The organism is Frigoribacterium sp. 2-23 (assembly GCF_049601585.1).
In the GTDB taxonomy this organism is placed as follows: Bacteria; Actinomycetota; Actinomycetes; order Actinomycetales; family Microbacteriaceae; genus Frigoribacterium.
This window is the reverse complement of sequence record NZ_CP187126.1, coordinates 509,120-532,286: the sequence shown is the minus strand read 5'-3', so window position 1 is coordinate 532,286 and position 23,167 is coordinate 509,120. Positions and strand designations below refer to the sequence as shown.

General features: G+C 70.0%; 19 protein-coding genes. 6 read left to right on the top strand and 13 right to left on the bottom strand.

Features of this window, described 5'->3' with window-relative positions; translation table 11 throughout:
- Nucleotides 1–96 precede the first annotated feature (96 nt).
- Together ACPEEZ_RS02560 and ACPEEZ_RS02555 are read right to left on the bottom strand one after the other, a co-directional pair.
- On the bottom strand, nt 97–1,368 hold the full coding sequence (locus ACPEEZ_RS02560) for an ROK family transcriptional regulator (RefSeq protein WP_423922341.1): 1,272 nt from the start codon (nt 1,366–1,368) through the stop codon (nt 97–99).
- The gene (locus ACPEEZ_RS02555; RefSeq protein WP_423922340.1) at nt 1,365–1,856 is read right to left on the bottom strand and encodes a GNAT family N-acetyltransferase; all 492 of its coding nucleotides are present in this window, start codon (nt 1,854–1,856) and stop codon (nt 1,365–1,367) included. The genes ACPEEZ_RS02560 and ACPEEZ_RS02555 overlap by 4 nt, the downstream gene beginning before the upstream one ends.
- A 97-nt stretch (nt 1,857–1,953) precedes the next feature.
- On the opposite strand from ACPEEZ_RS02555, the gene ACPEEZ_RS02550 reads away from it, so the two are divergent.
- The 3 genes from ACPEEZ_RS02550 to ACPEEZ_RS02540 all read left to right on the top strand — a co-directional run bounded on the left by ACPEEZ_RS02550 (nt 1,954) and on the right by ACPEEZ_RS02540 (nt 3,308).
- On the top strand, nt 1,954–2,430 hold the full coding sequence (locus ACPEEZ_RS02550; RefSeq protein WP_423922337.1) for a GNAT family N-acetyltransferase: 477 nt from the start codon (nt 1,954–1,956) through the stop codon (nt 2,428–2,430).
- Nucleotides 2,417–2,764 carry an MGMT family protein gene (locus ACPEEZ_RS02545; protein ID WP_423922334.1) on the top strand — a complete coding sequence of 116 codons (348 nt, stop codon included), beginning with the start codon at nt 2,417–2,419 and terminating at the stop codon, nt 2,762–2,764. The genes ACPEEZ_RS02550 and ACPEEZ_RS02545 overlap by 14 nt, the downstream gene beginning before the upstream one ends.
- 121 nt (nt 2,765–2,885) lie before the next feature.
- Nucleotides 2,886–3,308 (top strand): hypothetical protein, encoded by a 423-nt coding sequence (locus ACPEEZ_RS02540; RefSeq protein ID WP_423922331.1) that lies wholly within the window; start codon nt 2,886–2,888, stop codon nt 3,306–3,308.
- A 183-nt stretch (nt 3,309–3,491) separates the two neighbouring features.
- On the opposite strand, the gene ACPEEZ_RS02535 is transcribed toward ACPEEZ_RS02540, so the two are convergent.
- From ACPEEZ_RS02535 to sucC, 7 genes are all read right to left on the bottom strand, one after another.
- Nucleotides 3,492–5,417, bottom strand: a complete 1,926-nt coding sequence (locus ACPEEZ_RS02535; RefSeq protein ID WP_423922328.1) for an ABC transporter ATP-binding protein — start codon at nt 5,415–5,417, stop codon at nt 3,492–3,494.
- Nucleotides 5,414–7,246, bottom strand: a complete 1,833-nt coding sequence (locus ACPEEZ_RS02530; RefSeq protein ID WP_423922325.1) for an ABC transporter ATP-binding protein — start codon at nt 7,244–7,246, stop codon at nt 5,414–5,416. Before ACPEEZ_RS02530 ends, ACPEEZ_RS02535 begins: the two co-directional genes overlap by 4 nt.
- Nucleotides 7,247–7,776: 530 nt before the next feature.
- Nucleotides 7,777–9,435, bottom strand: coding sequence for a bifunctional phosphoribosylaminoimidazolecarboxamide formyltransferase/IMP cyclohydrolase (gene purH / locus ACPEEZ_RS02525; RefSeq protein ID WP_423922322.1), 1,659 nt, complete (start codon nt 9,433–9,435; stop codon nt 7,777–7,779).
- A complete protein-coding gene (purN, locus tag ACPEEZ_RS02520; RefSeq protein WP_423922320.1) occupies nt 9,432–10,025 on the bottom strand; it encodes a phosphoribosylglycinamide formyltransferase in 594 nt (197 codons plus the stop codon). Before purN ends, purH begins: the two co-directional genes overlap by 4 nt.
- Nucleotides 10,026–10,096: 71 nt before the next feature.
- Nucleotides 10,097–11,461: a DUF6350 family protein gene (locus ACPEEZ_RS02515; RefSeq protein WP_423922317.1), complete on the bottom strand. Its 1,365-nt coding sequence runs from the start codon at nt 11,459–11,461 to the stop codon at nt 10,097–10,099.
- 148 nt (nt 11,462–11,609) lie between these two features.
- A complete protein-coding gene (gene sucD / locus ACPEEZ_RS02510) occupies nt 11,610–12,497 on the bottom strand; it encodes a succinate--CoA ligase subunit alpha (RefSeq protein ID WP_423922314.1) in 888 nt (295 codons plus the stop codon).
- An 11-nt stretch (nt 12,498–12,508) separates the two neighbouring features.
- Nucleotides 12,509–13,672 (bottom strand): ADP-forming succinate--CoA ligase subunit beta, encoded by a 1,164-nt coding sequence (sucC, locus tag ACPEEZ_RS02505; protein WP_423922311.1) that lies wholly within the window; start codon nt 13,670–13,672, stop codon nt 12,509–12,511.
- A 226-nt stretch (nt 13,673–13,898) separates the two neighbouring features.
- On the opposite strand from sucC, the gene ACPEEZ_RS02500 reads away from it, so the two are divergent.
- The 3 genes from ACPEEZ_RS02500 to ACPEEZ_RS02490 all read left to right on the top strand — a co-directional run bounded on the left by ACPEEZ_RS02500 (nt 13,899) and on the right by ACPEEZ_RS02490 (nt 16,645).
- The gene (locus ACPEEZ_RS02500; protein WP_423922308.1) at nt 13,899–14,309 is read left to right on the top strand and encodes an ester cyclase; all 411 of its coding nucleotides are present in this window, start codon (nt 13,899–13,901) and stop codon (nt 14,307–14,309) included.
- A 41-nt stretch (nt 14,310–14,350) separates the two neighbouring features.
- Nucleotides 14,351–14,584, top strand: coding sequence for a hypothetical protein (locus ACPEEZ_RS02495; protein WP_423922305.1), 234 nt, complete (start codon nt 14,351–14,353; stop codon nt 14,582–14,584).
- A 138-nt stretch (nt 14,585–14,722) separates the two neighbouring features.
- Nucleotides 14,723–16,645, top strand: a complete 1,923-nt coding sequence (locus ACPEEZ_RS02490) for a thioester domain-containing protein (protein WP_423922302.1) — start codon at nt 14,723–14,725, stop codon at nt 16,643–16,645.
- A 2-nt stretch (nt 16,646–16,647) separates the two neighbouring features.
- Here ACPEEZ_RS02490 and ACPEEZ_RS02485 read toward each other — a convergent pair whose 3' ends face one another.
- From ACPEEZ_RS02485 to ACPEEZ_RS02470, 4 genes are all read right to left on the bottom strand, one after another.
- Nucleotides 16,648–21,060: an FtsK/SpoIIIE domain-containing protein gene (locus ACPEEZ_RS02485; RefSeq protein WP_423922299.1), complete on the bottom strand. Its 4,413-nt coding sequence runs from the start codon at nt 21,058–21,060 to the stop codon at nt 16,648–16,650.
- Complete coding sequence (locus ACPEEZ_RS02480) at nt 21,057–21,680, bottom strand: hypothetical protein (RefSeq protein ID WP_423922297.1); 624 nt, start codon at nt 21,678–21,680, stop codon at nt 21,057–21,059. The genes ACPEEZ_RS02485 and ACPEEZ_RS02480 overlap by 4 nt, the downstream gene beginning before the upstream one ends.
- Before the next feature lie 285 nt (nt 21,681–21,965).
- On the bottom strand, nt 21,966–22,625 hold the full coding sequence (locus tag ACPEEZ_RS02475; RefSeq protein WP_423922294.1) for a hypothetical protein: 660 nt from the start codon (nt 22,623–22,625) through the stop codon (nt 21,966–21,968).
- Between the two features lie 38 nt (nt 22,626–22,663).
- Entirely contained in the window at nt 22,664–23,146 is a 483-nt protein-coding gene (locus ACPEEZ_RS02470; RefSeq protein WP_423922292.1) for a hypothetical protein, read from the bottom strand.
- Nucleotides 23,147–23,167 lie beyond the last annotated feature (21 nt).

The window sequence follows — 23,167 nt, the reverse complement described above, 5'->3', positions numbered from 1 at the left end:
GGGATTACTCAATCATTTGGAGTAATACGCGTCAAGGGTGTCGGCGCGGGTGCGCGCCGCGGCAGGTGCGCGGCGGGGCGGCGCCGCGGCAGCGGCCTACGCCGAGATGAGCAGCGCCGACGGCCGCGGCGAGTACGCGTGGTCGAGCACGAGGCACGCCGCGCCGACGGCGGCGACGTCCGCGCCGATCGCCGAGACCGCCAGATCGATCGGGTGCTTCACCACGAGGGCGGGCGACTCGCGCACCTCCGGACCGAGCACCGACAGCACCTCGGCCCCGACCGCATCCCAGAACGGACCGCCGAAGACGATCGTGTCGACGTCGAGCAGGTTGACCAGCACGACGACCGCGCGGGCGAGGTGTCGCGCCGCGTCGTCGACGATCGCGCGCGCTCCCCCGTCGCCGTCGCGCGCCCGCTCGGCGAGCACCCCGAACGCCTCGCCGATCAGGGCCATGTCGACCCGGTCACCGCTCGCGACCGCCTCGCGCCGCGCCTCCTCGCTCAGGTCGGCCCCGGTGAGCACGCCCCCCTCGACGGCCCGTCGGACGAGCTCGTGCGGCGTGATCAGGCTGCCGACGCAGCCCACGCGACCGCAGCCGCAACGCCGTCCCGTCGCCGACACCGTCATGTGCCCGGCGTCGCCGGCGTTCGAGCTGGCCCCGCGGATCGGCTCGCCGCCGATCACGAGCCCCGTGCCGAAGCCCGTTCCGTAGTAGACGAACGCGAAGTCGCGCCGGTCGGCGGCCTGCCCGCTCGACCAGAGCTCGGCCACGGCGGCGGCCGTCACGTCCTTCTCGAGCAGCACGGGCAACCCCGTCGCCTCGCCGAGCGCCTGCCGCAACCGGACGTGCCGCCAGGACGGCAGCATCGGCGGATCGAGCACGACGCCCTCGACCACGTCGATCGGGCCGGGCGACGCGAGGCCGATCCCGAGCACGAGGTCGGCGTCGACCCCCGAGCGGTCGATCAGCGTGTCGACGGTGCGGGCGATCAGGTCGACGACGACGGCTGGGTCGGAGGCCGACGGCGTCGGCACGCGCCGCTGCTCGACGACGGCACCCTCGAGATCGAGCAGCACGGCGGTGACGACGGCCGGGTCGATGTGCACGCCCACCGCGAAGCGACCGCGGGCGACGAGCTGCAGCAGCGTGCGGGGCTTGCCCGGGCCGTCGATGACGGTGCCGCCCTCGCGGATCAGCCCGAGATCGAGCAGGCGCCGTGCGACGTTCGTGACGGTCTGGGCGCTGAGGCCGGTGACCGTCGCGATCTCGCTCCGGCTGAGTCCCTCGCCCTGGCGGCGCACCGCGTCGAGCACGACGGCCTGGTTGTAGCCGCCGATCGCGGGCAGGTTCGTCCCGCGCCTCATGGTCGCGGCACCCGTGTCAGGTCCCGGCGGTAGCGCTGCGCCTCGCGACCGGTCAGCGCGTGCTCGTGCGGGGCGCCCGCGGCGACGAAGCCGCGCGAGGCGTACAGCCCGATCGCCCGCGTGTTGTCGGTCATGACGTTCAGCACCACGCCCGGCAGACCGGCCGTGGCGGCGTCGGCGATCACGGTGTCGATCAGCCGCCCCGCGCCTCCTCGTCCCTCGATGCTCGGCGAGACGGCCAGCAGCCCGAGGTACGCGTCGTCGCCGGTGGCCGGCGTCGTGGTCGCGAGTCCGAAGCCGAGGAGGCGCGGGTCGGCTCCCCGGAGGAGGCGCCACGACACGATGGTCGCGTCGAACTTCGCGCGGCAGTGCTCGGCCGTGCCGACGACGGGCTCGTGGCCGTCGCGGGCGCCGACCGCCTCGAGCCAGAGGGCGACGCACGCGTCGACGTCGGCGGGGGTCGAGCCGGTGGCGACGTCGAGCTGCATGGCACCATCCTGCCTCGTGCCCGCCTCGGGCGCGGACTCGCCGGGTTCCCCCGCACGGAGGTGGTCTTCACCCGGGCCGCGCCGTTACCCTGACGTCATGTCCGATCTGCGCCTGGAAGAACTCTCCGCCTCGACCATCGTCGCGGCCAACAGCCTCACGCTCAAGCCGGGTCAGGAACAGTACGTGGCGCCGGTCTCCCACTCGATCGCCGAGGCGTACGTCAACCCGACCACGGCCTGGCCGCGCGTCGTGCTCGACGGCGACGAGGTCGTCGGGTTCATCATGGGCAACTTCGACGCCGAGAGCGACGACGAGGCCCTGCGCAGCTGCATCTGGCGCATCAACGTGGCCGCCGACGCCCAGGGTCACGGCATCGGCCGCTTCGCGGTTCACTCGCTCGCCGACGAGGCACGCAGCCGCGGCTTCGACCGGCTGACGGTCATGTACGAGCCCGGCGAGGACGGCCCCGAGGAGTTCTTCGCCCACATCGGCTTCGCCGTGATCGGCGAGACCCCCTACGGCGAGCACCTCGCCGCGTTGACGCTGGGGCCGGCGTCCGATGGCGACGCCTGAGCCGTCGTCTCGCGCTGACGGCGCTGCTTCTCCGGGGGGCGACTTCGTCTCGCGTGTGATCGCGGTCGTCGAGTCGATCCCCGAGGGGCACGTCATGACGTACGGCTCGGTCGCGGCCGCCATCGGCTCGCGGTCGTCGCGCGGGGTCGGGCAGGTGATGGCGTACACCGGATCGGAGCTGCCCTGGTGGCGCGTCATCCGGGCCTCGGGTCACCCCGCCCGCGACCACGAGCAGCGCGCACTCGAGCACTATCGCGTGGAGGGCACGCCGCTGCTGTGGTCTCGGGCCGGGAGCTTCCGGGTCGACCTGACCCGCGCCTCCTTCGCTCCATAGGCCGTCTCTCGCTCGGGCGGGCCCGTCCTCCGTCCGGCCGACCCCGGAGTCATCCTGCCGAGCGACGGACTCCCGCCCACGGGTCGATTCGCGGGCTGGCCGCACGCGTCAGGCTGGGCGCATGCCCACCGCCTCCCGCGCCGCCGCCGCTGCCGTCTCGCTCGTCGTCGCGGGGTCGGCCCTCGTCGGATTGACGGGCTGTTCCGGCCTGCTCGCCACGGATCGCGAGTACCACTTCTCCCGCTACGGCGACGCGCCCAAGTCGGGCACCCGCTCGTTCGTGCTCGACGACTGGGTGCCGCGGGACGCCGCGTCCATCGACGCGGCCCGCACCCGCGACGACACCCCGGAGGCGCTGCTCCGGTTCACGTCCGAGACCGACCTCGCGACGTCCCCGGCCTGCACTCCGAGCGACTCGCTCGCGGCGGTGCCCACCATCGCGGTCTCGTGGTGGCCGAGCGACGGCGTCGCCACGAGCGGGTACAGCTGCGGTGACTGGTCGGTCGTCGCGGACGGGTCGACCGTGTACGCCTGGCGCGGGTAGCCGCCGGGCGAGCCAGCCCGCGGCGGGCTGCCGCGGTCGACCGCGGCGGCCGACCGCGGCGGCTGCGGCGGTCGACCGCGGCGGCTGCGGCGGCCACGCGTCGTGTCGTGTTCGCGGCGTCGTGTCACGTCTGTTCGTGACACGACGCCGCGAACGGCACACGACGGCTGCCGGGCGACGAACTCAGACCAGCGAGTCCCGCCACGCCGCATGCAGCTGCGCGAACCGCCCGGTGCCCGAGATCAGATCGCTCGGCGACCCGTCCTCGACGATGCGGCCGTGTTCCATGACCAGCACCCGGTTCGCGATGGCCACGGTCGACAACCGGTGCGCGATGATCAGCGCGGTCCGGTCGGCGAGCAGGGTCTGCAGCGCCTCCTGCACCATGCGCTCGGACGGGATGTCGAGCGACGCGGTCGCCTCGTCGAGGATGAGCACGGCCGGGTTGGCGATGAACGCCCGGGCGAACGACAGCAGCTGGCGTTGACCGGCCGAGACGCGTCCGCCGCGCTTGTTCACGTCGGTGTCGTAGCCGTCGGGCAGCGCGAGGATGAACTCGTGCGCCCCGACGGCCCGCGCCGCCGCCTCGATCTCGTCCCGCGTCGCATCCGGCTTGCCGAGCGCGATGTTGTCGGCGACCGTCCCCGAGAAGAGATACGCCTCCTGCGTGACCATGACGATCGCGCGGCGCAGGTCCTTCGGGTGCAGATCGCGCAGGTCGACGCCGTCGAGCGTCAGCCGCCCGCGCGTCGGGTCGTAGAACCGCGAGATGAGCTTCGCCAGCGTCGACTTGCCGGCGCCGGTGGAACCGACCAACGCGATCGTCTGTCCCGCCGGCACGTGCAGGTCGAAGCCCGGCAGCACGACCGCGTCCGCGTTGTACGCGAACTCGACGTCGTCGAAGTCGACGGCACCCTTCGCCTCCCACAGGTCGACGGGTCGCACGGGGTCGGGCACGCTGGGCTGCTCCTCGAGCACGCCCGAGATCTTCTCGAGCGCGGCGGACGCCGACTGGTAGCCGTTGTAGAACATGGCCATCTCTTCGGCGGGGTCGAAGAACCGCTTCGCGTACAGCGCCACCGCGAGCAGCGCGCCGATCTCGAGCGAGCCGTCGATCACCCGGAACCCACCGAACAGCACGACCGCCGCCAGGGTGGCGTTGCCGATCAGCACGAGACCGGGGTCGAACGTGCCGAACAGGCTGAAGACCTTCGAGTTGGCCTGCCGGTAGTCCTCGACGTAACCGCCGTACTCGTCCTCGTTGCGCTTCTCCTTGCGGAACGCCTGCACCGCGCGCATGCCCGTCATCGTCTCGACGAAGTGCACGATCACGCGCGCGCTGGTGACGCGGGTCGCGCGGAAGAGCTTCTGCGAGCGCAGCTGGAACCACCGGGTCAACACGATCAGCGGCACCAGGGCGCAGGCGAGCACGAGGCCGCTCCACGCGTCGAGCGACACGAGCGCGATGGCCGTGAACCCCATGTAGAGCAGGCCTTGCACGAGCTGGTTGATGCCCGAGTCGAGCAGCTCGCGGATCGAGTCGAGGTCGCTCGTCTGACGCGAGATGATGCGACCCGACGTGTACGTCTCGTGGAACTCGAGGCTGAGTCGCTGCGTGTGCAAGAACAGACGCTTGCGCAGATCGAACAGGATCGCCTGACTGATGCGCGCCGACAGGATCGTGTACTGCGCCATGAAGAGCGCGCCGATGACACCGGTGCCGAGGTACAGCGCCACCACCAGGAACGACGGCGCCCAGTCTTGGTCGTTCATCAACGCGGGCAGCGCCTGGTCGATGCCGTACGCGATCAGCGCCGGGCCCGCGACCTGGGACGCGGTGCTGATGACGACGATGACGGCCATGACGACGAGACGCCAGCGCAACGGGTGCACGAGCGACCCGAGCAGGCGCAGCGACCGTTGCCGCAGGCGCTTGCTCTCGTCCTTCGTGAAGTCCTGGCGCTCCTCGCCGCGGACGCCCTCGGTGCTCGAGCCCTGTCCGACGCGCTTCTGCGCGGGTGTCCGGCCGTCGAGCGGCTCCCTCTCGGTCGCGGGGTCGCGGCCTCCGGACGGTTCGCGCTCATCGGGTGCGGTGATCTGCTCGCTCATGCCAGCACCTCCTCTCGGGTGTTCGTATCGTCTTCGTCGAGTGACGAGATGACGTATCGGTAGTGCTCGTTCGTGGCGAGCAGGTCGGAGTGACGCCCGACCGCGGTGACGACACCGTTCTCGAGCAGCGCCACCCGGTCGGCCAGGGTCACGGTCGAGGGGCGGTGCGCCACGATGAGCGAGGTCGTCGAGGCGAGCACCCGGCGGAGACCGGCCTCGACCCGGGCCTCGGTGTCGACGTCGAGCGCCGACAGCGGGTCGTCGAGCACGAGGATCGCCGGCCGCGCCGCGATGGCCCGGGCCAGGGCCAAGCGCTGCCTTTGCCCGCCCGAGAGGCTGAGACCCTCTTCGCCGACCCGGGTGTCGGGGCCATCGGGCAGACGCTCGACGAAGTCGGCCTGCGCGATGTCGAGCGCCTCGCGCATGACCCGGTCCGCCTCGTCGGGGTCTCCGGCGAGGTCGGGGCGACCGAGCAGCACGTTGTCTCGGACGGAGGCGCTGAAGAGCGTCGCGTCCTCGAACGCCATGCCGACATGGCGTCGCAGTTCTTGGCGCGTGAGGTCGCGGACGTCGACACCGTCGATCAGCACCTCGCCGCCCGTCACGTCGTAGAGCCGCGGCACGAGCGAGATCAGGGTGGTCTTGCCCGACCCGGTGAGACCGACGAGGGCCATCGTCTCGCCCGGCTCGAGCACGAGGTCGACGCCGTTGACGAGGTCGGCGAACTGCGCCGGTGAGTCCTGGTACCGGAAGTGCGTCTTCTTGAACTCCAGCCGACCCGTGGGGTTCGGGATGGTGGCGGGGACCTCGGGGTCGGTGACCGTGTTCTCGCTGTCCATGACCTCGAAGAAGCGGTCGACCGCCGTGCGCGTGTCGAACGTCATCGACAGCAGGAACCCGATCGACTCGACCGGCCAGCGCAGCACCGTCGCCGTGGCGAAGAACGCGAACAACTGACCGACCGTGAGCTCGCCCTGCGACGCGAGCCAGATGCCGGCGAGCAGGCAGAGCCCGAAGGCGACGTCGGGCACCAGCAGCAGCCAGAGCCACAGCCCGGCGATCGCGCGGGCCTTCTTGATCTCGGTGCCCCGCAGGTCGTCCGCCTGCTTCGCGAACTCGCGCAGCGAGTGCTTGCCGCGGCCGAAAGCCTTGAGCACGCGGATACCGTGCACGCTCTCTTCGACACTCGTGGCGAGGTCGCCCACCTGGTCCTGGCTGCGTCGCGCGACGATCGAGTACTGCTTCTCGAACTTCAGCCCGACGACCCAGACCGGGATCGACGCGACGACGAAGATCAGGCCGAGCAGCCAGCTGTAGAAGAACAGCACCGCGAAGCCGACGACGATCGTGATGAGGTTCACCACCAGCAGCACGATGCCGAAGGCCAGCCAGCGCCGGATCAGGCTGAGGTCGCTGACCGATCGGCTGAGCAGCTGACCGCTCTGCCACCGATCGTGGAACGCGACCGGAAGGTCTTGCAGCTTGGCGTACATGCCGTTGCGCATGTCGGCCTCGACGAACGTGCTCGGACGCAGCACGAGTCGCCGACGCGCCATGATCATGGCCGCCTCGACCACGCCGAGCGCCAGCACGACGCCGAACGCCGGCCACACCTGCGAGCTGTCGCCGCTCGACAGCGGGCCGTCGACGAGGATCTGCAACACCATCGGGATGACGAGGGCTACGACGGCCGCGACGAGCGCCGCCACGGCGCCCAGGATGATCCGCCCGAGAGCCGGTTTCACATAGGGATAGAGACGCATCAGCGTGCGCGCCGTGGAGAGGCGCGGCGCAGGAGACGTCGAGGGGACGGTGGTCTGCTGTGACATGGGTGATCCAAGTGTCGTGGTGCGGCAGGGCTGCGCCCGGGGGCGGTTCAGCCTCTGTGGAGAAGTGGTGACGCAGACGCCCCTGTAGAGGAGCTCTGCCGGCGGCCGACCGGCTCAGGCCGGAACGGCGAGACCGCCGAGGAGGCGGTGGTGGCGCGAGTGCTGCAGCGCGGGCTGCTCGCGGATCGCTACCCGATCGGGGCGATCGCGGACGGGCGGCGCACGAGAGCACGCGAGGCGAGAGCGCGCGCGGTGGTGGCAGCACCCCGGGTCGTCGTCGTTGTCCTCATCGTGTCCTCCTGCGCGTCGTCGTCATCCGTTCAGCCGCTGAGCGGCCGCCTGCAAGCAGCCTTACAGGATATGGGTGTAGCCGCTAGCCCCGCAAGGATAATTTTGCGCAAACAGCACGAGGAGCGTCGCTGGGGCCACGAAAGAGAGGGACCGCCGCGCTGCTGCACGTCGGCCCCTTTCGCTCGGATGACTCGTGAGTCCGCCGGTCACGACCCGGCGGCGGGTCTCAGTGGCCGTTCTCAGTGGAAGAAGTGCCGCTCGCCTGTGAAGTACATCGTCACGTTGGCCGCCTGGGCCGCCGCGATGACCTCGTCGTCGCGGATCGAGCCGCCGGGCTGGGCGACCGCTCGCACACCGGCGTCGAGCAGCACCTGCAGGCCGTCGGCGAACGGGAAGAACGCGTCCGATGCGGCGACCGAGCCACGAGCACGCTCGCCCGCCCGATCGACGGCCAGGTGGCAGGAGTCCACCCGGTTGACCTGCCCCATGCCGACACCGACGGAGGCGCCGTGCGAGGCGAGCAGGATGGCGTTCGACTTGACGGCGCGCGAGGCCTTCCAGGCGAACTCGAGATCGGCCCGCGTCGCCGCGTCCGCCTCGGCACCGGCGACCAGCGTCCAGCCGGCCGACGAGAAGTCGTCGAAGCGATCGGCGTCCTGGACGAGCAGCCCGCCCGAGATCTGTTTGACCTCGCGCGCGTCGCGGCCGTAGCCGGCCGGCAGCTCGAGCAGACGGATGTTCTTCTTGGTGCGCAACAGCTCGAGGGCCTCGGGGTCGAACCCGGGAGCGATCACGACCTCGGTGAAGATGTCCTTGACCGTCTCCGCCATCGCCCGCGTGACGACTCGGTTCGCTGCGATGACGCCACCGTAGGCCGAGACGGGGTCGCAGGCGTGCGCCCGCTGGTGGGCGTCCGCGATCGGGTCCGCCGCATCCGCCGACGCGACCGCGATGCCGCACGGGTTCGCGTGCTTGATGATCGCGACGGCAGGCTCGGTGAAGTCGTAGGCCGCACGCAGGGCGGCGTCCGCGTCGACGTAGTTGTTGTACGACATCTCCTTGCCGTGCAGCTGCGTCGCCTGCGCGATACCGTGCGACCCCGGGGTCGCGTAGATCGCGGCGGACTGGTGCGCGTTCTCGCCGTACCGCAGGGTGTGCTGCAGCTCGGCGTCGAGGGTGAGGGTGGGGGCGAAGTCGACCCGTGCCTCCTCGTCCGGTGCCGATGCCGGTGCCGATGCCGATGCCGATGCCGCGTGCTCGGCACGGACGCCGACGTTCGCGGCGAAGTACGCGGCGACGGCGGTGTCGTACGCCGCCGTGTGCGCGAATGCCTCGCCGGCGAGACGCTGACGCTGTGCGAGCGTGGTGCCACCCAGGGTGAGGGCCTTGACGATCTGCGGGTAGCTGGCGGGCGACACGGCGATGGCCACGTTGGCGTGGTTCTTCGCCGCGGCCCGCACAAGTGCCGGCCCGCCGATGTCGATGTTCTCGATGACGACCGCGGTGTCGGCCCCCGATGCGACCGTCTCGACGAACGGGTACAGGTTGACGACGACGAGCTCGAAGGCCGCGATGTCGAGCTCGGCCAGCTGGCGCTCGTGCGATTCGAGTCGGAGGTCGGCGAGGATTCCGGCGTGCACGGCGGGGTGCAGCGTCTTGACGCGGCCGTCGAGCGACTCCGGGAACCCGGTCACGCTCGACACGTCCGTCACGGCGTGCCCCGCCTCGCGGATCGTCGACGCGGTCGAGCCGGTCGACACGATCTCGACCCCTGCCGCGGCGAGCGCGTCGGCGAGTTCGAGGAGCCCGGTCTTGTCCCTGACGCTGATCAGCGCGCGCGAGACGGGCACGGCGTCGCGGTGGCGATAGAGGCTGGGGTCGATGGTGTGACCGCTCATGCGGTGGACTCCTGTTCGAGGTCGATCGTTCCGTTGGCGATGTCGAGCACGGTCTGCACGAGCAGCTCGCGTTCGACGATCTTGATGCGGTCGTGGAGGGACGACTCGTCGTCGCCCGGCAGCACCGGGACACGGCGCTGCGCGAGGATCGGTCCGCTGTCGACGCCGTCGTCGACGGCGATGACGCTCGCGCCCGTCTGCTCGACGCCGGCGCGGAGGGCGTCGCGCACACCGTGAGCACCGGGGAACTCCGGCAGATAGGCCGGGTGCGTGTTGATCAGGTCGGGGCCGAGCGCGCGGACGACCCGCGGCGGCAGCAGCCGCATGAACCCGCTCAGGACGACGAGGTCGGGAGCCCACTGCGCGACCTGGGTCAGCAGTTCGTCACCCCAGGAGGCGCGGTCGGGGAACGACGAGAACGGCACCGAGAAGGTGGGGATTCCGAACGCCTCCGCGTGGGCGAAGCCCTCGGCCTCGCGATCGGCACCGACGGCGACGACACGAGCCGGGTACTCGGCGTCCCGAGCGGCCTCGAGGAGGGCGCGCAGATTCGATCCGCCCCCGGAGATGAGCACGACGAGCTTCAGCACCGGGCAAGCTTAGCGTCGCGCTGCCGACGGACCCGGTCGCCAGCGGACCCGAGGGACGGTGGGCCCGATGGTCAGCGGGTGAGGCCCTCGATGCGGTCCGTCGCCTGCTCGTCTGGACCCGCGCCTCCCGCGATCGTGGCAGGCGTCGGCACAGCCGACTCGTGTGCGTCGGAGGCACGCGAGCGGCCCTCGGCGCGGTCGCGGTCATCGTCGGCGCGGCCGACGAAACGCGGCGGCGTCACGACCATCGCGATGACGGCCGGGATCGCGATCTCGAGCGCCGCGAAGCCACCCACCAGGAGCGGTGCGCTGCCGACATGGGCCAGGCGCCCGGGGCCGGCCGACCCGGCCGCGGCCCAGGCGAGCAGACCCAGGACCAGTCCCCCGGCCACCCCGGCCGACACACCGATCAGGATGCGATGCACAACGTCGTTCGCCCGCCCCAGGAGGCGCTCGGCGCGCGTCCGCAGCAAGGTCGTGACCACGAACGCGGCGACGACGGGAACGACGAGGCCGACGAACCCGAACGCGAGGTCGCTCGTGGGCAGCGCTCCCAGGAACGGCACGGACGGCATCGGCCCGACGTGCGTGCCGAGCGGCGAGATGCTGGAGCCCGTCCCGAGCGCGAAGCCCGGGCCGACGAACCAGGACATCGCCCAGACGACCGCGTTGGGCAGCAGGGCGAGTTGGCCCAGGGTGAGCGCGATTCCGCCGAGGAGCCCTGCGTGGGCGCTCTCGTACAGCGTGATGATCTGCGCGTAGTGCGTGAGCAGCAACAGTGCGACGACGAGACCGGAGACGGCCAGCACCACGAGCGACGACGCGGCTCCGACACGCAGGCCGGCCGCCGCGACGATGCGGGCGTGGCCGGGAATCCGCTCGACGATCCGGAGGACGAAGCCCGTGACGGGGTCGGCCGGTTCCGAGCGACGGCGGCGCGCCACCTCGGCCGCGACGACCACGGGTACCGCGTAGACGAGCGTCGGGAGCACGATGCCCTGCCACAGCGACGGCATCGCCTGCGGGTGGCGCGCAGTGAGGGTGACGACCGTCGAGAGGATCGCGAAGGCACCCACGGCGGAGCCGATGCCGACCATCCGGTGTGCCGTCTCGCCGATGGCGCGACCGGCCCGTGCCCCGAGGAAGACGGTGAGCGCGCTGAAACCGAGGACGGCCATCGTGATCGAGATGGGGTCCGCCGCACCGGAGACACCGGTCGCGGCCGCGGACTCGGGCGACAACGCGAAGGTCAGGTCGACGCTGTGCCCCGCCAGCCAGAAATCGACCGCAGCACGCCAGAAGACGAGCCAGTCGATCTGCAGGCCGTACTGGAACGCCCACATGAGGGTGAGCGCGATGACCGGGATTCCGAGGCCGATGCCGACGGCGAGGAGCGCCTCGAGGGCGGCGAAGACGGCGGTAGCAGGGCGATTCATCGGGCACGACTGTACCGCCGTCGACCCTGAGCCCGGCCGTGCCCCGCCGCCTCGCCGACATGCGGAACGGGCGTGCCCACCGCCTCCCGGTGATCGATGATCACCTGTCGACGACGAGCACGCCCGTTCAGGAGGCGCGGTGCCAGGCTCAGAGGGCCTGGTAGACCTCGCGCAGCAGGGCTGCCGTCTCGCTCGGCGTCTTGCCGACCTTGACGCCCGCGGCCTCGAGGGCCTCCTTCTTCGCCTGCGCGGTGCCCGCCGAGCCGGAGACGATGGCGCCGGCGTGGCCCATCGTCTTGCCCTCGGGTGCCGTGAAGCCGGCCACGTAGCCGACGACCGGCTTCGTGACGTGCGCCTTGATGTACTCCGCCGCCCGCTCCTCGGCGTCGCCGCCGATCTCGCCGATCATGACGATCGCCTTCGTGTCGGGGTCGGCCTCGAACGCCTCGAGAGCGTCGATGTGGGTGGTGCCGATGATCGGGTCGCCGCCGATCCCGATGGCGGTCGAGAAGCCCAGGTCGCGCAGCTCGAACATCATCTGGTAGGTCAGCGTGCCCGACTTCGACACGAGGCCGATGGGGCCGGAGCCGCTGATCGTGGCGGGTGTGATGCCGACGAGCGACTCACCGGGCGTGATGATGCCGGGGCAGTTCGGGCCGATGATGCGGGTGACGCCGCCCTTCGACTTCGCCAGTGCCCAGAACTCGGCCGCGTCCTGCACGGGGATGCCCTCGGTGATGACGACGACCAGGGGGATCTCGGCCTCGATGGCCTCGACGACGGCGTCTTTCGCGAAGGCCGGGGGCACGAACACGATCGACACGTCGGCGCCGGTCTCGGCGATGGCCTCGCTGACCGTGCCGAACACGGGCAGGGTGACGTCGCCGTGGCTGACGGTGGTACCCGCCTTGCGCGCGTTGACACCGCCGACGACCTGCGTGCCCGCCTTCAGCATCAGCGCGGTGTGCTTGGTGCCCTCGCCGCCCGTGATGCCCTGGACGATGACCTTGCTGTCTTTGTTGAGGAAGATCGACATTCTCTCTATACCTACTTCGATGCCAGTTCGGCGGCCTTGTCGGCTGCCTCGTCCATGGTCGCGACGACCGTCACCAGGGGGTGCGCGGCGTCGGCGAGAATCTGTCGGCCCTCGTCGACGCGGTTGCCGTCGAGTCGGACGACGAGCGGCTTGGTGGCCGCATCGCCGAGGATGCCGAGCGCGGCGACGATGCCGTTCGCCACGGCGTCACAGGCCGTGATGCCGCCGAAGACGTTGACGAACACGCTCTTGACCTGGCTGTCGCCGAGGATCACGTCGAGGCCGTTGGCCATCACCTCGGCCGAGGCTCCACCGCCGATGTCGAGGAAGTTCGCGGGCTTGACCCCGCCGTGCTTCTCACCGGCGTAGGCGACGACGTCGAGCGTCGACATGACGAGGCCCGCGCCGTTGCCGATGATGCCGACCTCGCCGTCGAGCTTCACGTAGTTGAGGTTCGCGGCCTTGGCCTTCGCCTCGAGCGGGTCCGCGGCAGCGGCGTCCTCGAGTTCGGCGTGGCCGGGGTGACGGAAGTCCGCGTTCTCGTCGATCGAGACCTTGCCGTCGAGGGCGACGACGTCGCCCTGCTCGGTCAGGACGAGCGGGTTGACCTCGACGAGCGTCGCGTCCTCACCCTTGTAGACGTCGTAGAGCTTGACGATGACCGGGGCCACCTTTGCGACGAGCTCGTCGGGGAACCCGCCGGCGCGGGCGATCTCCTCGGCCTTGGCCAGGTCGATACCGGCCGCGGGGTCGACCTCGATGCGGGCGAGGGCCTCGGGCTTCTCGACCGCGAGCTGCTCGATCTCCATGCCGCCCTCGACGCTGCAGAGCGACAGGTAGGACCGGTTGGCCCGATCGAGCAGCACCGAGAAGTAGAACTCCTGGGCGATCTGCGCGCCGCCGGCGATCATGAGGCGCTTGACGACGTGTCCCTTGATGTCGAGACCGAGGATCGCCTTCGCGGCCGCCTCGGCGTCGTCCGGGGTCTTGGCGACCTTGACGCCGCCTGCCTTGCCGCGTCCGCCGACCTTGACCTGGGCCTTCACGACGGTCACTCCGCCGAGTTTCTCCGAAGCGGCTCGCGCCTCCTCCGGGGTGTCCGCGACGATACCGGGCAATACCGGCACGCCGTAGGACTCGAACAAGTCCCTGGCCTGGTACTCGAAAAGATCCACGCTGTTCTTCCAATCCGCATCGCTGCGTCGTCTCACCATGATCCGTGGGGGCCTCGCGGTCAGGACGTCGAGGCATCTCGACATCAAGACAACGGGCCGGGATTCAGACTAGCGCGGCCCCATGAGGGGTACACGAATCGACGGATCAGCTGAGAACAACGAGCGGCTGTGCAGGAGTCGAGCGTAGACGGGAGGCATCCCGATGCATCACACGAAGGAGACCCGCATGTCCAAGGACAAGAACCTCGCGACCCAGCAACTGCTCGGCGAGATCCTGACGGCTCGTGCCGTCGACCGTCTCGGCGAGGGCTTCCACGCCGACGTCGTGGATCACGACCCCGTTCCGGGCGCCCCGGCCGGTGTCGAGGGCATCAAGGCCTTCTGGAGTGATTTCTTCACGGCCTTCCCCGACGTCGACCTCGCGGTCGAGACGCTCGTGGCCGACGACGACCACGTGACCGCCGTGTTCACGATCTCCGGCACGCACACCGGCCCGTTCCAGGGTCACGAGCCGACCGGCAAGAGCTTCACCGTCCGCGGCATCCAGGTCGGACGCTTCGACGACGACGGACTGCTCGTCGAGCGCTGGGGCGCCACCGACGAGGCCGGTCTGCAGCAGCAGCTCGGCCTGTCCTGATCCCGACCCGCCCCTCTTTACCGCACACGAAAGGCGACATCATGAGCGACATCAACATCCCCGCCTCCTCCGGCGACGAGCCCTACGACGACGAGACCGCGTTCGAGGAGTCGGAGCAGATCGCGACCAACGACGCGGTGGCCGGTGAGACCGTCCTTCCGGGCGTCGGCGACGGCAACGACGGCCCCACCGGCGGCAGCCCGCGCGAGGGCGAGCCCGACTACGCGGCCAACGACCTGGCCGACGACGACATCGACCTCGACGAGACCGAGTAGCCGCTCCGTCGAATTCGAACCCAGGAGGCACGTGCTGGCGGCGATTCCGCCCTCCCCAGCACGTGCCTCCTTCGTGTTCGTCCACAGGCGGGCAGATCGTGACGGCGGTACCGCCCCGCGCTGGTCGAAGGTCGTCGCATGACACCATCGATCGCCCCACGACGGGGCCGCCTCAGCGCAACTCTCACCGTTCTCACCTTCGTTCTCGGGCTGCTCGCGACCCTCCTCAGCGCACCGCCTGCGGTCGCGGTCGCCGGTGCCGGGCTCGGCACGGGTCATCTCTGGCGCACCGACGGCGTCTCGTGGTTGGGCACGTATCGCCTGTCCGACGGATCGCAGGCCTTCTGCCTCGAAGTCGGCAAGAAGTCTCCCGTGGGGGTCGACTACGAGACGTCGACCGGCGATGCCGTGATCGGGGTGTCCTCCGACGATCACGCGAGACTCGCGTACATCGCACGAACCTGGGGCAATACGGATGACGCGGACACGGCCGCGGCCGGTCAGCTGGCCGTCTGGACGATCACCGGTCTCGCGGGGAAGACCCAGCGCTATTACGCCGGCCGGGCGAACGAGCGGTGGCCCGTCGTCCTCGAGCGAGCCAACCAGATGTTGGCCGAGGCGTCGGTCGCCGCCTCGAAGTCGGTCTCCGGCTCGACGACCGTGACCCTGGCCGACGATGGCACCGGCACGGTCACGACGGAGTTGACGGTCGACCGTGTCACCGGCGGGCCGCGGACCCTCGACCCGGAGCACACGGGTCGCCTCCAGCTCACCGGCGCCGTCTTCGACGACGGCAGCACGACGCGGTCGCTTCGGAATCACGAGAGCCATGCGATTCGCGCGACCGGCGATCGCGCCGAGATGCAGGTGTCCGCGGACGCACACTTCTCGGGTCTTCCGTACGGTCGCGTGGCGACGGTCGGTAACAACTCGCGCGGGGCGCAGATGATCCTGTTCTCGGGTGGCGTCGAGGTCTCCGCGTCGGGCGCGGCGAGCGCCCGGGCCGTGTCGCCGTTGCCCTTCCAGCCGCGGGTGTCGACGGTGACGAGCGACGCCCGCGCCGACGAGGGGACGGTCATCACCGATCAGCTCACCCTTGACGCCGAGCCTGCTGAGGGGCTGCTCGGCGAGTGGGGTCGGTTCCTCGATGGTGGCGAGCTGTCGCCGATCCCCGTGACGGTCCACAGCCGGCTCCTCGGCCCCTTCTTCGAACCAGTCACGGAGCAGGCGCTCTGGCCCGACGGCGCTCCAGTCGTGTGCGACGTCCAGGTCGTCGCCGACGCGGGCCCGGGTACGTACACGACACCGGGCTGCGCTCTGCCCTCAGCGGGCTACTTCACCTGGGTGGAGCGCATCGACCCCGAGGACACCCCCGTCGACCGCGGCCGTGATCGCGTGCGCCCGTGGACGTCGTCCTTCGGCTCGGCCACGGAGACCACGTTCGCATCCTTCGCCCCCACGATCTCGACACGCGTGACGGACGACGTCGTCGACCCGGGCTCCTGCGTCGCGGACGAGCTCGACGTCGGTCGGCTCAACCCGGCTGCAGATCACGGCGTGGACGTGGAATCGGTCCTGGTCGGGCCCTTCGACGAGCGGCCTGTGCCCGGCGACGATCTCGGAGACATCGAGGCGCTCGATCCAGCACTCGTCGTCACACGGCTGACCACCCGCCTCTCGGGCGACGGGCAGTACGAGACCCCGTGCGTCACGGTCACCTCGCCCGGCTTCTACGTCTTCGTCTTCCAGTCCATGGGGTCACCGCCGGACGACGACGGGCTGCAGGTCGTTCCTGCCTTCCAGGACACCACCGTGCACGAGAGCGAGACATTCGTCGTGACGACGCCCGTGGTGCCGGACGCTCCTCGACCGATCGCACCGGCCCTCGCTTTCACGGGGGCGGACGGCACCGGCCTCCTGGGCGGGACGGGCGTCGGCATCTTGGCGGCGGGCACCTTGCTCGTCATCGTCGGCGGCATCGTCAGGGCCGTCCGACGCCGGCGGGCTGACGATACCGACGCCGACGCCGACGCCTCGCGCGGCGCGGCAGCTCGACGATGACCTCACGTCGACGGGACGTGCACGGTCGTCAGCTCTCCGTCCCCGATGTTGACGTACGCGAGGCCGGGCCGGACGCGGTCCGAGACCAGACTGCGCGGCAGCCGCACGCCGATCGTGTCGCCGTCCTGTTGGGTCTGCGGGCTCAGCAACGCACCCGCGCGATTACGACGGATATCCATCAGCCAGTTACCGAAGCCGTACCCCAGCTCTCCGGCCGTGCAGGCCACGACGACACCGAGAGATTCGTCGTCGGCACACGACTTCACGAACGCGCCGAGCCACGTCGACGCCGGAGTGTCCTTGACGAGCTCGGCGTCGTCGACGATCAGGACGCGGGCACCGGCCTCGAACGCATCGGCGAGGCGCTCGGCCGTGAGCGAGGCGGTGGAGAACACCTCGATCACGCCGTCCTCCTCGGCGAGCGCCCGCAGGGGCGACCGCCTCGGAGCGATGATCGCGACGCCGATGCCCTGCCGGAGGAGCGCTTGGGTCACCACGCTCAGTGCGGTGCTCCGGCCGCTCTTCGCCGGGCCGCTGATCATGAACGTGCCGACGCCGTCCGCGAGATCCGGTCCGACCGGGTGCAGGTCGTCTCCACCCAACCCGATCATGGCGAGCATCCCCGGTGTGTCCTCGTCGTCGGCTCGGCCGTCCGCAGCGCGCCGGGACCACGCCTCGTCGAAGGACACGGGGCCGCTGATCTCGTCGATCGTGAACGGTGTCTGGGCGTGAGGCGGCCGTTGGTCCCTCGATGCGGCGAGCGCGCCCCATTCGCGAACCGCTGCGGCCTGGGCGACCCCCGAGAGGTCCGCCGTCACGACCGCGAGCTGTGTCTCCGCGCCTCCCGCCGAGTCGAAGGCCCTGCCGGGGCCGATGTCGTCGGGCAACGCACGCGGGTTCATGCCCACCAGGCCGTAGTCGGCACGATCGACGAGTCGCAGCACGATCTTCTTCTCGCAGAGTGCGCCCATACGACTGGCCAGGAGAGATCGGTCGCCCGACACGATGACGTGGAGACCCGCCCCGGCCCCTTCTCGCAGCAGGTGCTGTACCTGCTCGAGCGGCTCTCCACCGTCGAGCTCGCCGATGGCCGTCATGAAGCCCTCCCAGTGGTCGAGCAACACGACGATATGGGGCATCCGAGCATTCGCCTCGACGCTTCTGCGCTGCTCGACGACATCGGCGAAGCCGCCCGCGGCGAGGGCCGCATGTCGGGTCGCCAGTTCGTCTACCAGCCGGCTGAGCAGCCGCCGGGCACGGCCGACCTGCGTGCGGCGGACGACGGCGCCCGTGTGGGGCAGAGCGGTCAACGGAAGCAGGGCGCCTGTTCCACAGTCGAGGCCGTAGAGATGCACGTCGGCCGCGGTCGTCATCCGCGCGACCGCGGCAGCGAAGGTCCTCAGCGCTTGCGAGCGTCCGCTCCGGGACGCTCCGACGATGTAGAGATGGGCGTCGGCGTCGAGGTCGAACAGCAGGGGCTCCTGCGCCTGCCGCTGGGGGTGGTCCTGCAGCCCGAGGGGAAGGGGCGTCAGCGCCCCGTCCGCGGCGGGGTCCGCCTTCGGCACGACTCCCCCGGTCACGGCGTGCGCCGGGTCGATCTCGTCCAGCGTGATCACCGGCGCCAGGGCGTCGAGCCACGGGCGGTGCGGCGCCCTGCCACCCTGCCGCGCATGGGCCGAGGCGAGCGACGCGACCAGCTCATGGAGGTCCGTTTGCGCATCCGAGACGATCCGCTCCTCCTCGGGTCGTCGCGGCAGACCGCGCCCGAGATCGTGCCACCCGAACGGCGCCACCCAGGGCTCGTCGTCGATGGAGGCCGGCCCCGGGCGTCGACCGCCGACCCGCCCCGCTTGGAATGGCAGCAGTGCGCCGGCACCCAGCCGGACGAGCGCGCGGCCGGGCGTCGACTTCGAGATCCGGGCGGCATCGGGTGCGTCGATCACGTCGGAGCTCTCTCCCGCATCGGTCACACGCAGGGCGATACGGAGGTTGGTGTTGGCTCTGATCTCCGGCGAGATGACACCCGAGGGACGCTGGGTCGCCAGGATCAGGTGGATGCCGAGCGATCGACCACGCTGTGCGATGTTCACGAGCCCCGGGACGAAATCCTGCAACTCGCGGACGAGGCTCGCGAACTCGTCGATCACGATGACCAGGCGGGGCAGGGGCTCGAGCGGTTCGCCGCGCCTCCTCGCGTCCGTGTAGTCCTCGATGTCCTTCGTGTCGGCGAGGGCGAGCAGCCGCTCACGCCGATGGAGCTCGGCGCCCAGCGAGGCGAGTGCCCGTTCAACGAGGTGCGCGTCGAGGTCGGTGACCATGCCCACGGTGTGCGGCATGGGCACGAAGTCACGGAAGGCGGCTCCGCCCTTGTAGTCGATCAACACGAATGTCATGTCATCGGGCGGGTTCGTCGCGGCCAGCGACGCGACGATGGTCTGCAGCAGTTCCGATTTGCCCGACCCCGTCGTGCCGGCGACGAGGCCGTGCGGTCCGTCGCTGCGCAGATCGAACGCGAAAGCGCCATCGATGCTGTCTCCCACGACGACCCGCGTGGTCGGGGAGTTCTTCGTCCACGACGACTCGACCGCCGCCGACGTCGGCGGCTCCAGGTCGAGGACGTCGAGGAGGCGCGACGACGCGGGCAGACCGCCTCCGTCACCCTCGTCGTCGATGTCGATCACGGGCGCGACGCCGCGGGCCACGAGGTCGAACCACCCCTCGGGCAGCCGGTCGGCCAGGACCTCGGGGACGTCCGCGGCTCCGTCGACGGCTAATCGATGGTGACTAGGACCCGCTGTCACGATGGCGGCGCATTCCTCTGGCAGCGAGCGGACCTCCGCGTCGAGGCAGAGCGCGTAGAGGCCCACCGCCGGGCCCTCTTTGAGCAGGCGTGCGACTCCCGGCACCGCTCTCAACCGACGGGCGCCGTCGATGACCACGACGACATCGTCGGACGGGCGCGATCCCCGAGCCGCGACCTGCATCCGCAGCCGTTCGTCGAGCTCCCGAACCAGCTCGGCGATGCGTCGAGCCGAGCTCTCCGCGTCCGTGCCGAGGCGGTGCGCCCCGCCATCGGCCCGGACGTGGGGCACCCAGCGCAGCCACGACCAGGCCGCCTCGCCCGTCCGGGCGGTCACGACTGCGAGCCTGACGTCGCCCGGGCTCTGCAGGACAACGAGCTGAGCGACCAGCCAAGCTGCGAGGGGGCGGACGTCGTCTTCTCGGCCGGTCACCCCGACGACGCCGCACTCCCGCAACGACAGCACGGCGGGGACATCGAGGGCGGGTCGTGCGACAGCACGGCGATGCTCCATCTCACTTGGGTCGTCGATCGTGACGCCTGAGGGACGATCGGCGGTGCCGATCCGGAGGACGAGATGGTCGCCATCGTCCCGACGGCGTTCCCAGAGCCGTGATCGACGATGCAGTGCGATGTCGAGCACCGTCGCCGGGTCCGGACTGCTCTGCCGCAGCCGTCGCTGCAAGAGGGTGACGGCAGCGTCGGCGTCGGCGTCGATAAGGGCTTTCGTCGCACGATGGTCGGCCAGTTTCGCGCGATGCGTCGTCCGGCCCGAACGCCGGTCGTAGAAGTAGTTGCCGATCATGACGAGCGGTGACATCAGGCCGAACGCAAGGAACGCCATGTTGTGGAACACCGTGACCATCACGCCGGCCATCACGAGAGGCGCGAGCGCCGCGATGATCGGGATCGGACGGCGGGTCACCTGCGCCGGTTCGGCCGGGTACCGGAACGCGGTGAGCGGCGGTTCGCCCAGCAGGCGAGGCGGTCGCGCGAACGACAGCGCCCCTCCCCCGTCGGCCACGCTGGTGGCGGCCACAGCCGCGCCGCCCCGAGCAAGGCCGAGCAGGACGCCGCCGATCGAGATCACCGCCGTCTCGTCGAGCAGTGTCGTTGCGGCGATCGGTCGGCGGTCGACCAGCACCTCGGCGGTCGAGCCGTCCGGTTGCCGGGTCGGCGCGATCGTGAGCCGTCCCGAACCGTCCACGTGCACCATCGCGGCCACGGCCGGCATCTCGCGACCCGCGATGCGGACCCCGCAGGCGGCGTCCGCGCCGACGTAGGTCACGCCGGGTGTCACCTCGAAGATCGTTCCCGCCCCGGCACCCCCGACCACTCGGAGCGACGGCAGCTGGCCCGTCGCGAAACCCTCGGCCGACGGCGCCCCGATGAGCACCCGCGAGCCGTCGACGACGCGGCCCGCCACGACCGCCTCGTCCAGGTCACAGGGTTCGCCGTCGATCAGCACACCCTCGCTCGACGTGGTCGCATCGACGTCGAGGAGGCGCGCGATGGCCACGACGACGGCTCGCGTGCTGCTCTCGGGGTCGACCTCCACGACGACGTCCCGCTCGCGACCCGACGGCGCGTGCGACACCGTGAGGATCGTCTTCACGTCGCGACCGGGACGACATCGATGCCGTGGACGAAATGGTCAATCTCCGGCATTAGGGTCACCAATTCGACAAGGCTGCCGACGGGGCAGCTGACTCTGAAGTCGTACGGTCCCTTCCGAAATGCGTAGATGGCCCACACCGTGACTACTTCGCCCCCGGCGCGACTCACTCCAGCCGTTCCAGCCTCAGCATCGGGCATCACGCTGACATGTACGGCTCGGATGCCCTCACCCAGATGTTCGGCATGGAAGGCAGCCGTCTCTGGAGGTTCGAGCAGTTGCATGTCCGTGCTGGATGCGAGGGCCCTCAGTGCCTCGGCGCGCGGGCCCTCGGAGAACCCGAACTGGATTCGCAACGGACAGGGTGACGCGAGCACGTGGGGCAGGTAGAGGTACCGCAATTCATCGACGTCACCCCACGACGAGAACCTGGTCAGGATATGGGTTAAATATCGCTGCTGCGCGCGTGTCACCTCCTCCGATCGCTCAGTCACCTCTTGAACGACCTTCCGCACCCATCTCCGCGGCCCGCTGCATCCCTCATGCGGCCAGCCCCTTGGGATCGACACCCACGAACTCGCGTCGTAGGCGACCTCGATTTCCATCTCGAAGTCACTCATAAGACACCTCCCGCGTTAGCGCACCGGGAGCAACGACGCGGGGCGCCCTCCGCCGACGAATCGTGACCCAGACGAACGCTGCGTTAGAACTCAAAGCCATGAGGATGGCAAGGGACCGTGTGGCGTACTCGGCCGGCAGACCGAGGAGGTGCGCGACGATCGGCGAAAAGAGTGCTGCTACATCCCAAGTACGGATGGAAGGTACCGCCTTGCGCCGCCGTGTGACCGTCCGCCGCCCACCGAAAGAGGCAGCCCAGGCAGCACGCTCGGACACGTCGAGCTCGCTCACGTGTTCTTCCCTTCATGGCTGTCCACGGTGGGCACGAGAACCTGGCCCTCGTCGTCGAGCCAGCGCATGGACGCGAGCATGCTGTCGAAGAGTGCCCGCATAGCGTCCACGATCAGGCCCTCGCCCGCACGGTCGTCTTCTGAAAGATCAACTTCGAGCCTCGCGCTAGCGACGGTCAAGACGATGCTCATCAAGTGATCCTCCATACCCGCTAGGCGACTGACCGCAGACCGACGAGCAACCACTCGGTATTCGCCTGTAGACCGGTCACCGCGCAGCTTTCGGTCGTCCCAGACGACTGCAGGGTCGCCGCCGATCGAGCATGCCGTTGCACCTCGGGAGGTGACGAGGCGGAGCAGATGCTCGTCGAGGTCGGCACGCTGAGCGGAAGGAACGACAAGAAGCGAGACCACGACACTGCACGCCAGCTCGACACCCGGGATAGACCCTGGGACGACGAAGGCATCGAGAACGGCTCTCGCGGTGTCGGCCGCGACCACGTTCGCCAGTCCCGCGCGCACCTCCATCACGAGGGACGCATCCTGCGCGACGTCAGGTGGCAGGTGAGAAAGCAACGCCTCGGCCCCTGCGGCGACATCACCGCCAGGAACTCTCACGAAGCCTGGGGGCACGACCATCGAATAGGACGCGGCCAACGATTCCGCCGTCCGTGCCACGTATCTCGGTGCCGGGCTCACTTCATCGCCTCCACGATCTCGGCCCAGCGGCCATTGGCGAGGCGTCGCCACGTGACCCTTACTTCACGAATGCACAATGCGATTCCCGCGAGCGCAATGACCCCGAGCGCGAAGAACGTGTCGAAGGAGAATCCGGGATGAAGGTGCAGCGAGGCCGCGTAGCCGACTCCCCAGATGAGATCCAGCAGGCAGACGAAGACCATGAAGAACGGGTAGTGGGCCCCCTCTTCGTCCCACGGAAGCGTGACTTGATCCGCTGCGATGTAGACAAAGGCCACAGCCGAAGCCCAGAAGACCGCGCTCGGCAAGAGAAAGGGCACAGGAACGAGCACCTCATGGAAGCCTTCTTCCGTAAAGCCGGCCTCTGAAGTGAAGGACTTGAAGAGGCCGACGGCCAGGTAAACGGCGAGAGCGAGGGGCGCCGCCCCGGCAGGCAAGGCTGCAATGTAGGTGCCGTAGAAGAGCAGTGCTGGCCTCATCGCACCTCGAGACGACCCACG